At 42.6% G+C, this 12,541-nt stretch carries 13 protein-coding genes; 6 read left to right on the forward strand and 7 right to left on the reverse strand.

Translation table 11 applies throughout. The features are described 5' to 3' along the window. Nucleotides 1-4: 4 nt before the first annotated feature. Nucleotides 5-949 carry an ADP-glyceromanno-heptose 6-epimerase gene (rfaD, locus tag C9J12_RS06930; protein WP_107242053.1) on the reverse strand — a complete coding sequence of 315 codons (945 nt, stop codon included), beginning with the start codon at nt 947-949 and terminating at the stop codon, nt 5-7. Between the two features lie 117 nt (nt 950-1,066). Between rfaD and C9J12_RS06935 the strand changes: the two genes are divergently transcribed. Continuing rightward, entirely contained in the window at nt 1,067-1,714 is a 648-nt protein-coding gene (locus C9J12_RS06935) for a TetR/AcrR family transcriptional regulator (RefSeq protein ID WP_011217036.1), read from the forward strand. A gap of 78 nt (nt 1,715-1,792) precedes the next feature. Here the strand turns inward: C9J12_RS06935 and C9J12_RS06940 are convergent, their stop codons facing one another. The 3 genes from C9J12_RS06940 to gpmM form a co-directional block, all read right to left on the reverse strand. Then, nucleotides 1,793-2,518, reverse strand: coding sequence for a divergent polysaccharide deacetylase family protein (locus tag C9J12_RS06940; protein ID WP_107242054.1), 726 nt, complete (start codon nt 2,516-2,518; stop codon nt 1,793-1,795). A gap of 95 nt (nt 2,519-2,613) precedes the next feature. Then, nucleotides 2,614-3,777, reverse strand: a complete 1,164-nt coding sequence (locus tag C9J12_RS06945) for a peptidoglycan DD-metalloendopeptidase family protein (protein ID WP_170111731.1) — start codon at nt 3,775-3,777, stop codon at nt 2,614-2,616. A 17-nt stretch (nt 3,778-3,794) separates the two neighbouring features. After that, nucleotides 3,795-5,336 carry a 2,3-bisphosphoglycerate-independent phosphoglycerate mutase gene (gene gpmM / locus C9J12_RS06950; RefSeq protein WP_107242056.1) on the reverse strand — a complete coding sequence of 514 codons (1,542 nt, stop codon included), beginning with the start codon at nt 5,334-5,336 and terminating at the stop codon, nt 3,795-3,797. A 425-nt stretch (nt 5,337-5,761) separates the two neighbouring features. On the opposite strand from gpmM, the gene C9J12_RS06955 reads away from it, so the two are divergent. From C9J12_RS06955 to cysE, 4 genes are all read left to right on the forward strand, one after another. Continuing rightward, the gene (locus C9J12_RS06955; RefSeq protein ID WP_011217040.1) at nt 5,762-6,202 is read left to right on the forward strand and encodes a rhodanese-like domain-containing protein; all 441 of its coding nucleotides are present in this window, start codon (nt 5,762-5,764) and stop codon (nt 6,200-6,202) included. A 116-nt stretch (nt 6,203-6,318) separates the two neighbouring features. Beyond that, complete coding sequence (gene secB / locus C9J12_RS06960) at nt 6,319-6,792, forward strand: protein-export chaperone SecB (RefSeq protein ID WP_006233187.1); 474 nt, start codon at nt 6,319-6,321, stop codon at nt 6,790-6,792. Nucleotides 6,793-6,808: 16 nt separating this feature from the next. Next, complete coding sequence (gene gpsA, locus C9J12_RS06965; RefSeq protein WP_107242057.1) at nt 6,809-7,825, forward strand: NAD(P)H-dependent glycerol-3-phosphate dehydrogenase; 1,017 nt, start codon at nt 6,809-6,811, stop codon at nt 7,823-7,825. Between the two features lie 213 nt (nt 7,826-8,038). Further along, a complete protein-coding gene (gene cysE / locus C9J12_RS06970; RefSeq protein WP_107242058.1) occupies nt 8,039-8,860 on the forward strand; it encodes a serine O-acetyltransferase in 822 nt (273 codons plus the stop codon). 98 nt (nt 8,861-8,958) lie between these two features. Here the strand turns inward: cysE and C9J12_RS06975 are convergent, their stop codons facing one another. From C9J12_RS06975 to C9J12_RS06985, 3 genes are all read right to left on the reverse strand, one after another. Beyond that, on the reverse strand, nt 8,959-9,423 hold the full coding sequence (locus C9J12_RS06975; protein WP_107242059.1) for a tRNA (cytidine(34)-2'-O)-methyltransferase: 465 nt from the start codon (nt 9,421-9,423) through the stop codon (nt 8,959-8,961). Nucleotides 9,424-9,509: 86 nt separating this feature from the next. After that, nucleotides 9,510-10,877, reverse strand: a complete 1,368-nt coding sequence (gene cpxA / locus C9J12_RS06980; protein ID WP_107242060.1) for an envelope stress sensor histidine kinase CpxA — start codon at nt 10,875-10,877, stop codon at nt 9,510-9,512. Then, nucleotides 10,877-11,572, reverse strand: coding sequence for a response regulator (locus tag C9J12_RS06985; RefSeq protein ID WP_107242061.1), 696 nt, complete (start codon nt 11,570-11,572; stop codon nt 10,877-10,879). The genes cpxA and C9J12_RS06985 overlap by 1 nt, the downstream gene beginning before the upstream one ends. Before the next feature lie 202 nt (nt 11,573-11,774). Between C9J12_RS06985 and C9J12_RS06990 the strand changes: the two genes are divergently transcribed. Continuing rightward, complete coding sequence (locus C9J12_RS06990; RefSeq protein ID WP_107242062.1) at nt 11,775-12,257, forward strand: CpxP family protein; 483 nt, start codon at nt 11,775-11,777, stop codon at nt 12,255-12,257. Nucleotides 12,258-12,541 lie beyond the last annotated feature (284 nt).

Consider the following 12,541-nt stretch of genomic DNA (forward strand, 5'->3'; position numbering starts at 1 on the left):
CGATCTATTTATTTAATATAGCCATGTACTCAGCGACACCTTCGGCAACTGATTTAAATGGCACATTATAGCCAGCAGCACGTACTTTCGTGAGATCTGCTTGTGTATATTTTTGGTAACGACCTTCTAAATGTGCAGGGAAAGGGACGATTTCTACTTCGCCTTTGCAGTGATGTTTGATGACTGCATCAGCAACGGCTTGGAATGATTCCGCATTACCGGTTCCGCAGTTAAAAATCCCTGAAATGCTCTTGCCTAAGAACCATAGATTCATTTTGCAAACGTCACCCACATAGACAAAATCTCGTTTGAAAATATTTGAGCCTTCAAATAACTTGGGGTTTTTGCCTTCAGTAATTTGAGTGTGTAGATGGAATGCGACAGAGGCCATACTGCCTTTGTGTTGTTCACGAGGACCATACACGTTGAAGTAACGGAAACCTGTGATCTGAGACAGTTTCTCGCCACGTTCTTCGGCGTCTAACCAAATACGCCGGACATAGTTGTCGAATTGCTGCTTTGAATAACCGTAAACGTTGAGTGCGCCTTCATATTGCTTTTCTTCAATGAAATCATGGTCACGACCGCCATATGTGGCTGCTGAAGAGGCATATAAAAATGGGATCTGGCGTTCTAAACAAAAATGCAGTAATTCTTTCGAATATTCATAGTTGTTTAGCATCATGTATTTGCCATCCCACTCCGTCGTCGCTGAACAAGCGCCTTCGTGGAAAATGGCTTCGATAGGTCCAAAGTCATCACCTGCCATGATTTGGGTGATAAAATCATCTCTATCCATGTAATCGGCAATATCTAAATCAACAAGATTGGCGAATTTAGTGCCGTCTTTTAAGTGATCAACGACTAAAATGTCGTTATGACCTTGCTCATTTAAGGTTTTGACGATGTTACTGCCGATCATGCCGGCACCACCAGTTACAATAATCATGATCCATCCTGATATTGAATGCGTTGGTAACAGCGGCATATAGTCACTGTTGTAAATATGTGTCATGACTTATGATAATATCATGTGATTGCTAATGGGCGAAAGAAGTGAGATCGAATGAAGACCCGCGATAGAATTATTCAGGCCGCCCTTGAACTCTTTAATGAGAGTGGTGAGCCCAATATTACGACGAACCACATTGCTGCTCATTTGAGCATTAGCCCTGGCAATCTATATTATCACTTCCGCAATAAGGAAGAGATTATACATTGTATTTTTGATGAGTACGCCCGAGATATAAGTACTCGTTTTCAGCCAAAAGCTGAATTTGATGCAACGGCTGAAAGCTTATTGGTTTATCTTGATGCTGTGTTTATGTTGATGTGGCGTTACCGTTTCTTTTATGCCAATTTACCCGATATTTTAAGCCGAGATCAAGCGCTTCAATGTAAGTATTTGCAAGCACAAGAACAGCTGCATACCAACATAGTATTGTTGATGAATAGCTTTAAATCGAGTGAGCTACTTGATCTTGATGACGGTGAGTTACTCAGTCTCGCGAATACCCTGAAATTGGTTGCTTCCAGTTGGATTTTCTACCAAACCACTCAAGTGCCCGGTGCTAAAATCACCAAAACTGTGATTTATCAAGGCGTGCTTCAGGTTTTGAGTATTGTTCGACCGCTAACGACAGTGAAAGGCAGAGAAAGGGTTAAGCAACTTGAATTACATTACAGTGAGCAAGTACAACACGATTTAACCTAGCACTTATTCTGGCGACAAGAGTAATGAATATGGGATGCATGGTTGTGGTCCCATCTTGATTTTTTTCGTTATGACAGTTCAAATCTCCGCAAAAAGCGTCGACAGCCGCACCAAGGTAATATCTTCTTTCGTTAAGCCTGGAAGTAATTCATTCAGAGTGGACAGTGTAATTGGATGAGGGTGCCCAATTGCTATTGCATAGCCGTATTTCTTCGCCCGTTTTATTGCACTCGTTAACTGCTTTGTGACAAATTCTTTAGTTTGATAATGGTCGAGAAAAATATGGCGGCGCAATGACAATACGCTATGACTAGTGGCTTGTTGTTGTGCGATGGATTTAGCTGTAGTACGGCTGTCGAGATAATAAAGATTATGTTGTTTGAGTTCTGCCATTATCCAGCCCATCGCTTGTATATTTTGGCTGAGGGCGCTCCCCATGTGATTATTGATAGCAATCGCATCTGGGACTCGGGTTAGTGCTTGGCGTAAGGTGTGTTGTAAGGTCTGTTGTGACATCGTAGAGGTTAGGGTGTTAACTTCGAGTGGGGCTAAATGCTCCGGTTCCATGGGCATATGGAGCAATGTTTCTCTTTGTTGTTTTTTTGCTTGTGCTGCGACAGTCAAATCGTACGGCGTATTTGGTAAAATGGATATGGTAACTTCTGGGGGAAGTTTTGACAGTAATTCAGGCATTGCCTGATAGCCTAAATCATCGATAATAATCGCTAATTGAGCGGCGTGAATACTGATTGATGTAAACAGAAGTAGAATCAGTGATGCTGTTTTGATTACGTTCCTTCGCATAGTAGATTGTCTGATAGCCTTCTTCCTTGAAGTGAATATCGAAATCATGTCGGGCTGACTGTTTGAGTCTAGCCCGATAAGTAGCCCGTTTTATTTTATTTTTTTAGCCACGACTTAGGATTGGTCGGCGCCCCTTTACGGCGGATCTCAAAGTACAAGGCGGAGCGTTCTTGACCACCACTGTCACCAACCAGTGCAATCGGCTCACTAGCGCGCACATTATCGCCGACTTTTTTCAGCAGTGTTTGATTGTAACCATAGAAGCTCATGTCACCTTTACCGTGATCGATTACCATCATAAGCCCGTAACCACGCAGCCAATCGGCAAAAACCACTTTACCAGAATAAATGGACTTCACTTGGCTGCCTGATGATTGTGCGATAACCATCCCTTTCCAGCGCAGTTCACCTTGCTGATTCGTACCGTATGAATGCAAGACAGAGCCTTTGACGGGCCAAGGTAATTTTCTTTTGTGTCTCGCCAAACCATCCATCGGTGCTTTGTTTGCCGCGGCTTTAGCTGCTGCTTCTGCTACGGCCTTGGCTTTTGCTATCTCGGTAACCAGACGTTTTTCATTGCTCTGCAATTCATTGATATATTGGTTGCTTGAGCTGATCTGCCCTTTAATGTTTTTCAGGGTTTTCTTACGTGTGGTTTGCTTTGATTCAAGCGCACTTTTTTCTGTTTTTAACTGCGCCAATACAATTTGCTGTTGTTCGCGCTGTTGTTTTAGTTGATGGTATTTAAGCTGTAATTCTGTATCGGTCGCTGCTAATTGACTGAGTGCTTGGCTGCGCGCTTGACTTAAGCGTTCGGCATAGATCGTCATACGATCTAGTTCATTACTTTGTTCGCCGCTTAATAAGTTCGACAGCTGACTATTTTTACCTTGTCGATATTGCGCATTGAGTAATTCTTTCAGCATTTCTTGCTGCCCCAGCTGTAATTGTTCAAGCTTCTGTTGTTCGCGTTCAAGCTGGGTAATGGAGGTTTTCAACGTAGAGAGCTTATTATCCGCCAGATGAATTTTTTTGGCTGTCTGTGAAATACCAAGCTCTTGTTGCTTAAGTTCTTTCTGTAGCGAATTGAATGTCTGTTGACGGTTGTCTAATTGATTTTGCTGACGTGAAATTTCCTGTTTTACCCCATCGAGTTGATTTTGCCCTGAGGCTACGCTCGATGCTGAAAATGACAGGCATAAGAAAACGCCAGTGCATAATGCACTGGCGTGGATAGTTTGGTTGAGGTGTTTGATCATATCCCGCATGGGACTGATTATTTCAGATCAAACAGTACCTGACCAGTCATCTCTGCAGGGATTTCGATATCTGATAATGAAAGCATGGTTGGTGCTAGGTCAGAAAGCTTACCGTTATCTTTTAGAGTTAGCGATTTATCACCAACATAAATAAGAGGAACAGGTAAGTTTGTGTGTGCAGTATGTACGCCACCTGTTTCTGGGTTGATCATCATTTCAGCATTACCGTGGTCTGCTGTGATCAATAGTTGACCATCGACAGATTTGATTGCTTCAACAACTTGACCAATGCAACCATCTAACGCTTCACATGCTTGTACCGCGGCACCGTAAACACCAGTGTGACCAACCATATCGCCGTTAGGGTAGTTACAGATGATCGTATCGAATTCACCGCTTTTAATTGCTGCGACTAACTTTTCTGTTAGTTCTGGTGCGCTCATTTCAGGTTGTAAGTCATACGTAGCAACTTTTGGCGATGCCACTAATGAACGTGTTTCGCCGTCAAATTCGTCTTCTACGCCACCGTTAAAGAAGAAGGTTACGTGCGCGTATTTTTCGGTTTCAGAAATACGTAACTGCTTTTTACCTTTCTTCGACAACCATTCGCCAAGTGTGTTTTCTAGGGTTGCTGGTGGGTAGGCTGCAGGTAACTTAATGTTTGCTGCGTATCGTGTAAGCATCACAAATTCAGCTAAAACTGGCGTTTGTGTACGAGCAAAACTGGTGAAGTCAGCTTCAAATGCACGCGTAATTTCACGAGCTCGGTCAGCACGGTAGTTCATGAAGATAACGGTATCGCCGTCAACCATTGCAGCAGACTCTTGACCTTCAGCGCGGATCTCAGTGGCTTTTACGAACTCATCATTTTCTTCACGAGAATATGCATCAGTTAGGCCTGCAACTGCAGAATCAACAGTGAATTCCGCTTTAGCGGCAGAAAGTAGGTTATAGGCTACTTCTACGCGATCCCAGTTGTTATCACGATCCATTGCGTAGTAACGACCAACCAAAGATGCTGTACGACCTTTGCCTAATTGTGCAAATAATGCATCGAAACGCTCTAAAGAGTTTTGTGCACTACGTGGCGGAGTATCACGGCCATCAAGGAAGCAGTGTAGGTAAATTTTCTCTGCACCGCGTTTAGCTGCCATTTCAATAGCGGCTGCGATGTGATCTTCATGGCTGTGAACGCCACCTGGAGACATCAAGCCCATGATGTGAACGGCTTTACCTGCGTTGATTGCTTTATCCATTGCAGTTGTCAGTGCTTCATTTTCGAAGAAGTCGCCGTCTGCGATAGATTTAGTAATACGAGTCAGGTCTTGATAAACAACACGACCCGCACCAATGTTGGTATGGCCAACTTCAGAGTTACCCATTTGACCATCAGGTAAGCCCACATCAAGGCCTGATGCAGAAATTAGTGTGTTTGCTTCATTAGCAATCAAGCTGTCCATAACGGGTGTATTCGCGTTAGCGATTGCGTTATCTGAATTATCTTCGCGGTAACCCCAACCATCTAGGATCACTAAAGCAAGTGGCTTTTTAGCAGACATTAACTGTCCCTCATAATTGATGAATTCTTATAAACATTGCCTTAAGCATCTGAAATAAAGATAGATGTTTAAGGCAATAGGTATAGATTGATTGTAATTTTACTACAGTTTACCCGATAAACGGTAGGTTGAGATCAAAGTATACGGTCAATGGATTGTTATGTTACTAACAAAATATATGTATTTATTGCTCTGAGTGTAAGCCCTTGGTCACAGTTTTTTTCTATTTCATTGATTGGTGAGAGCTTGTTTACCTCTTATACTGTGCATGCTGCGTTCATTTAACAACGAGTGAGCCAGTGCGCGGAATTGTTGACTGTTACTGTACAAGGCAGTTGACGGAGGTATACTCAGATTCCTTTTTAAGGCGTGATTAGTCTTAATATTAGGTACATTGTGCCAATTAGGTAAATAGAGCGGAAGTCATGCAGCAATATATAGAGTTTGTTACGGGTAATCCTATTTTAGCCCTTGTTTGGGTTGGTTTGGTTGTCGCAATTATTGCGTCGATTGTAAAGCAAAAAACAGCGGGTTACACAACAGTGAATCCCAATGAAGCGACAATATTAGTGAATCGTGAAAACGGTGTGTTTCTTGATATTCGTACTCGTGATGAATACCGTCAGGGACATATTTCTAACGCACTTCACACTTTACCAAGCCAAATTAAAGAACAAAACATCACTGAACTTGAAAAGTATAAAACTACCCCAATCATTGTGGTATGTAAGACAGGTCAGACAGCACAAGACAGCGCAAATTTATTGAAAAAAGCGGGTTTTGAAAACGTCAATGTCTTGAAAGATGGTCTGATTTCTTGGAATGAAGCAAAATTACCTCTTGTACGCAGTAAAAGTAAGAAGTAATTGTCGCCATTTCATGAGCAGCGAGAATTTATGTAAAGTGTGATGATTATCATCACACTTGCGAATGTATGAATTATCTCATGTGATGGGATAGAAAGAATAAAAGGACTAAAAAGATGGCTGAAGTAGCAAATAACGAAGCACAACAAAATTTCCAGATCCAGCGTGTATTCCTTAAGGATGTTTCTTTTGAAGCGCCTAACTCACCTGATATGTTCCAGAAAGAATGGAACCCAGATGTGAAGTTGGATCTTGATACTCAAAGCCGTGAGCTGGGTGAAGGTGTTTACGAAGTTATCTTACGCCTAACAGTGACTGTGAAAAATGCAGAAGAAACAGCTTTCCTTTGTGAAGTTCAGCAAGGTGGTATCTTCACGGTTTCTGGCATGGAAGCACCACAGCTTGCACATTGCCTGGGTGCATTCAGCCCGAATATCCTATTCCCATATGCGCGTGAAACTATTTCAAGCCTAGTGGTTAAAGGTACCTTCCCACAGCTTAACCTTGCTCCTGTTAACTTTGATGCTTTGTTCATGAATTACCTACAGAACCAAGCTGAAGCAAACACTGAAAGCACTGAAGAAGCGTAATAAGCGATAAGTCACTATGAATCAAAACGTAAATAATGCGATCACAATGACAGTGTTAGGTGCCGGCTCTTATGGTACCTCGCTGGCAATTTCGTTAGCGCGTAATGGTGCAAATGTCATCCTTTGGGGACATGATGCAGAACATATTGCTCAGCTTGAAATTGACCGTGCCAATGAAGCCTTTTTGCCTGGCGTTACTTTTCCTGAGTCGCTGATTCTTTCTGCGGATTTAGAAATGGCCGTACAGGCAAGCCGTGATTTATTGGTGGTAGTACCGAGTCATGTCTTTGGTTTGGTATTAAGCGATGTGAAGCCATTTTTACGTGAAGACTCACGTATCTGTTGGGCTACGAAAGGTTTGGAACCTGAAACGGGCCGCTTATTAAAAGAAGTGGCCGTTGAAGCTGTGGGCACCGAGGTGCCTTTAGCTGTATTATCTGGTCCAACATTTGCGAAAGAGCTAGCGGCGGGTATGCCTACAGCCATTGCTGTTTCTTCTCCTGATGAGGCGTTTGTTGAAGACCTTCAAGAGAAAATTCATTGCAGTAAAACATTCCGTGTATACAGCAATAGTGATTTTATTGGTATGCAATTGGGTGGCGCAGTGAAAAACGTGATTGCGATTGGTGCTGGTATGTCTGATGGTATCGGTTTTGGTGCCAATGCACGAACTGCATTGATTACACGTGGTCTTGCTGAAATGTGTCGTCTTGGTGCTGCATTAGGTGCTCAAAAAGAAACATTCATGGGCATGGCAGGTTTAGGTGATCTAGTACTAACATGTACAGATAACCAATCACGTAACCGTCGTTTTGGTTTAGCGTTAGGGCAGGGTAAATCGGTTGATCAGGCGCAGATAGATATCGGTCAGGTTGTCGAAGGTTACCGTAATACCAAAGAAGTCTGGGCGCTTGCTCAGCGCTATGGTGTTGAAATGCCTATTTCAGAGCAAATTTATCAGGTGTTATATCAGGGTAAAGATGCAAGAGAAGCCGCGAAAGACTTATTAGCGCGTGATAAAAAATATGAGTAGTCGATTATGGTGTTGTTAGCCTCATTTTCATGAGGGTGGCGACTAACATAGTCGAAATAGTTCTATTAAAAACAACGTAAGCTGAAAAGCGCACGTTGTTTTTTTTTCTGAGCAAGTTAAAGTTATAAGACAATATACCCAATTCTCGCTGAAACGAGCATCTTGAGGTAACTTGGGTATAGCCATTACTAACATAGATAAACCGAGGGTGATGTGAGGGAATGCCAACAGAACGAGGTCTGGCAAGCAATCAAGCTAGAAGCGAGAGCGCAGTCAGAACAAGAGCCTATGTTAGCCAGTTTTTATCATGCGACGATTATCAAGCATGACAACTTAGCCGCCGCGCTGAGTTATATTTTGGCTAATAAATTGGCGACACCATCGATGCCTGCAATGGCTGTACGTGAAGTGGTTGAAGAAGCCTTTGCGGCCGATTGTATGATCACTGAGTCTGCTGCTTGTGATATTAAAGCGGTTGTTGAGCGCGATCCTGCGGTAGAAATGTACTCTATCCCTCTGTTGTATCTAAAAGGTTATCATGCTTTACAAGGCTATCGCGTTGCGAACTGGCTATGGAAGCAAAAACGCGTTGCATTAGCGGTATACCTGCAGAATCAAATTTCAGTAACATGCCAAGTTGATGTCCATCCTGCTGCGGTTATTGGGCAAGGTATTATGTTTGACCATGCAACAGGTATAGTTATCGGTGAAACGGCCGTGATTGAAAATGATGTCTCTATTTTACAAGATGTTACCTTAGGTGGTACTGGTAAAGTTGGCGGCGATCGTCACCCTAAAATTCGAGAGGGTGTGATGATAGGAGCGGGTGCGAAAGTTCTGGGTAATATTGAAGTCGGTGTGGGGGCGAAAATTGGCTCTTGCTCGGTGGTATTAAATCCCGTTCCCCCTCATACCACAGTGGCTGGTGTGCCCGCTAAAGTGGTGGGTCGTCCTAGTAGCGATATGCCTGCTATGGATATGGATCAGCAATTTAACGGGAGTACGCAAACCTTTATTGCTGGTGATGGCATTTAACACCAACACTACTCTGCCGTAGTGTATACAAAAACGAGAAGCGATTATTTGCTTCTCGTTTTATATGCTTAACCTTATTGTCTGGTGAGATAATGAGGCTAGATTGATCCTTTAAAGCCGAGTTGACGCCATGCTTCATAACCAATAATGGCTGCAGCATTCGATAAGTTCAGGCTGCGGCTGTCTGGGTGCATCGGTATACGTAAGCGTTGTTCTAATGGCAAACTTTCAATAAAGTCAGCTGGTAATCCTCGAGTTTCAGGACCAAAAATGAGTACATCACCTTCCGCAAATTGCGCATTAGTATGGTAGTTCGTTGTCTTGGTCGTACAGGCAAATAAGCGACGTCCAGCCATTGCCTCTTTAAAGGCCGCGAAGTCTTTATGGCGGTATACGTGAGCCAAATCGTGATAATCCAACCCTGCTCGACGCAGTTTCTTCTCTTCTAAATCAAACCCTAGTGGTTCTATAAGGTGCAGATTGGCGCCGCAGTTGGCACATAAACGGATTATATTGCCCGTGTTAGGGGCGATTTCAGGTTCGTAAAGGGCAATATCAAACATAGGTTTAGAAAATACATTACAGAAAGGTGGCGGTTATTGTGACAAGCACACCTTCAACAAGCAAATGCTTATACCATTCCTTTTACTTAATAAGACTGACTTAACGGTATTTGAATAGTGATCCTAAGACCACCAATGGGGCTCTTGCTCGCATGAATTTCCCCACTATGTTGGCGAATCGCACTTTCTGTAATCGCAAGCCCTAAACCTGTACCACCACTGCTGCGATCTCTTGCGGTTGATACTCGGTAAAATGGACGAAAGATATCGTCGAGTTCATCATCAGGAACGCCTTCACCGTTATCATCAATCACAATAGTGAGCTGCTTTTCTTTAACTGAAAAATGCAGTGTTATTGTATTGTTACCATATTTGATAGCATTGCGGATCACGTTTTCTAATGCGCTGATGAGTAAATTAGGATTACCGTTAATTGACCATTCTTTTAGCTCATTATAGGTTAATGACTTATTATTTTGCTCGGCTTCAAAACGGGCATCTTCTAGCATTTCATACCAAAGACTGTGTGCATCAGAGTTTTCTAGTTGCTCGTGACTATTGACTTGCATGCGTGATAATTCCAACAGCTCGCTAATCATTTTTTCTAATCGCTCAGCTTCGGTATCAATTCGTGTTAGTTCTTTACTCTCACCTTGCTTACGTTTTGCTAGTGCATTTGCCATGCGTAAACGGGTTAGAGGGGAACGTAACTCATGTGATATGTCTGATAATAAGCGTTGCTGGCCGCTAATCATTTGATTGATTGCCAACACCATTTGATTGAAGCTGGCACCGGCTTGTTTAAATTCACGAGGGCCGGTTTCAAGTTTAGGGTCGGCTTCAAAATGCCCTGTCGCGACTCGCTCTGCTGCTCGTTGTAGTCGACGAGCCGGTAAGCTAACGACCCAAGCTAACCATAAAAGAAAAGGGGTACTGACTAACATAGTAACAAGAAATAGTTGGAAGGGCTTATCGAGTATTTTAATGAAGAAAGGGGGCGTTTCACGCCATATTCGCCCGATATACATCAACGTAGTTTGCTGTTGATCGGTGACTTTTAATGGCCCAGCCATCATCCAGCGACCATAAAGTTTCTGCCTTGGATTTTGTGGATCATCGGCAACCGTAATAAAATTGCGTAACGCCTTATTTCGTCCGTGAGGGGAAATAATTTCACCGTCTTCAGTGGTAAAGTACAGCTGGATACCTTTATGATTATCCCGATCGGTATAGCGTTTAAGTTTTTGTTTTAACGATCCTCGCTCGTTACTGATACGTTCTGAAATATCTTGAGCAGAATCTTGCAGGCGTTTTAAATGTTGTACTGGAATCGTATGTTGCGCCCGCGGATCAAGGTTAGGAAGCAGTACGAGAGTGACTACCACTACGAGCAGCGTTAGCCAAAAAATCGCAAAAATTCTGCCATATAAACTAGAAAACCGTGGGAATCGCATTATAGTTCCTCAACCAATAAGTAGCCTTTGCCGCGTAGGGTTTTGATGCGTGGTTTACCGTCTACGCGTTCTGGTAATTTCTTTCGTAAATTAGATACGTGCATATCAATAGCGCGATCAAATTGAGCCAGACGTTTACCTAACACTTCCATACTGAGTTCATTTTTCGCAATAATTTTACCGGGATGCTGAATCAGGTAACTTAATAACGCGAGCTCAGTGCCTGTCATCTCGATAGACTCACCAAGGCAAAAGACTTCTTGGCGGCCTGGGTAAATATCGATGTCTTGATAAGACAGGCATTCCGGCTCGTTAGTGCGCAGGTTATTTTCTGTTAGTTGAGTTCGGCGTAAAATGGCGCGTATGCGAGCGAGCAGTTCCCGATCACTGAATGGTTTGGGTAAGTAGTCATCGGCACCCAGCTCTAAACCAATTACTCTGTCAATTTCCTCACCTTTTGCCGTTAGCATCAATACTGGCGTGGCAAAGCTCTCTCTTAGTTTTCGTAACATCTGAGTGCCGTTCATTTTTGGCATCATGACATCAAGTAAAATCAAGTCGATACTGGCATCTATTTTTTCTAAGCCTTCAATGCCATTGTTTGCCTCGACAATATCAAAGCCTTCCATCTCTAAGATATCGGTTAATAAAGAGGTCAGTTCGATGTCGTCATCAACTAAAAGAATCTTTGCCATAATTAAAGCCTTAAATAGATGCCGTTATATGACGGCGATATGTGCATCATAAGTTCGATATAGATAAGTATCTCTAATCTACTTCATAGAGCCAAGTTTATATGTGCATGCTTTACGCAGTTTTACGTTCAATAGACAGCGCTTTACCTTGCGCAGAGTAAGATTACTCCATACACCAACAACGGATACTTGGAGAAACAACATGACCTCATTTAAGAAAGCATTAGTAATCGCAATTGCACTTCCTATGGCTCTTGGCTCGGCGTCGGCACTTGCATTCGGCGGTGGCAATCATCACGGTGGAAAGGGTGGTTGTGGTATGCAAGATGGTCGTAAAGTGTTTAGTCAATTAGATCTGACTGATGCGCAAAAAGAACAAATGAAATCAATGCGTGAAATGAATCGTGATGAAATGAAAAGTAAGCGCCTTGAAAAGTACACAGAAATGAGAGCAAACCACGATAAGATGCAAGAATTAGTGCTTGCTAGCGATTTTGATGAAAATGCAGTGCGTGATTTAGCCCAGCAGATGTCAACGGCTCAAGTTGAAAGACGTGTGGTAATGCTTGAAAAGCGTCATGAAATGCTTAATATCTTAACGCCAGAGCAGAAGACGCAATACCAAACTCTTCAGGCTGAGCGTGCTGAGAAATGCCAAGCACGTATGGCTGATCGTCAAAAATAAATGTTCCCCCTGTTATTCATCGAAGCCGTAACTTAGTTTGCGGCTTTTTGTTATCTGATATTTGGGTTTTATTCTGGCTAATTATGCAGTTTTGTTAGAGTAAATTGTCATGAACCGTCTTTTTTGTTATTAATTTTCGTCACAAAACAGCTATACTGCGGGGTATTAGATGTTGAATTAACGACACCTGAACGCATGAGTCAGAAGTGATCGTGATATGAATCAACAAAAAATTTTATCAAAATTGTAATACTCCTACATATGTAGGAAAGTTACAGTTTATA

The organism is Photobacterium frigidiphilum (genome assembly GCF_003025615.1).
Taxonomy (GTDB): Bacteria; Pseudomonadota; Gammaproteobacteria; order Enterobacterales; family Vibrionaceae; genus Photobacterium; species Photobacterium frigidiphilum.

What these genes read in the sequence shown, in the direction of transcription:
- C9J12_RS06945 (WP_170111731.1), bottom strand. Translation starts at nt 3,777, where the DNA reads ATGATCAAACACCTCAACCAAACTATCCACGCCAGTGCATTATGCACT.
- C9J12_RS06990 (WP_107242062.1), top strand. Translation starts at nt 11,775, where the DNA reads ATGACCTCATTTAAGAAAGCATTAGTAATCGCAATTGCACTTCCTATG.
- secB (WP_006233187.1), top strand. Translation starts at nt 6,319, where the DNA reads ATGGCTGAAGTAGCAAATAACGAAGCACAACAAAATTTCCAGATCCAG.
- C9J12_RS06935 (WP_011217036.1), top strand. Translation starts at nt 1,067, where the DNA reads ATGAAGACCCGCGATAGAATTATTCAGGCCGCCCTTGAACTCTTTAAT.
- cpxA (WP_107242060.1), bottom strand. Translation starts at nt 10,877, where the DNA reads ATGCGATTCCCACGGTTTTCTAGTTTATATGGCAGAATTTTTGCGATT.
- C9J12_RS06975 (WP_107242059.1), bottom strand. Translation starts at nt 9,423, where the DNA reads ATGTTTGATATTGCCCTTTACGAACCTGAAATCGCCCCTAACACGGGC.
- C9J12_RS06940 (WP_107242054.1), bottom strand. Translation starts at nt 2,518, where the DNA reads ATGCGAAGGAACGTAATCAAAACAGCATCACTGATTCTACTTCTGTTT.
- rfaD (WP_107242053.1), bottom strand. Translation starts at nt 949, where the DNA reads ATGATTATTGTAACTGGTGGTGCCGGCATGATCGGCAGTAACATCGTC.
- C9J12_RS06985 (WP_107242061.1), bottom strand. Translation starts at nt 11,572, where the DNA reads ATGGCAAAGATTCTTTTAGTTGATGACGACATCGAACTGACCTCTTTA.
- C9J12_RS06955 (WP_011217040.1), top strand. Translation starts at nt 5,762, where the DNA reads ATGCAGCAATATATAGAGTTTGTTACGGGTAATCCTATTTTAGCCCTT.
- gpsA (WP_107242057.1), top strand. Translation starts at nt 6,809, where the DNA reads ATGAATCAAAACGTAAATAATGCGATCACAATGACAGTGTTAGGTGCC.
- gpmM (WP_107242056.1), bottom strand. Translation starts at nt 5,336, where the DNA reads ATGTCTGCTAAAAAGCCACTTGCTTTAGTGATCCTAGATGGTTGGGGT.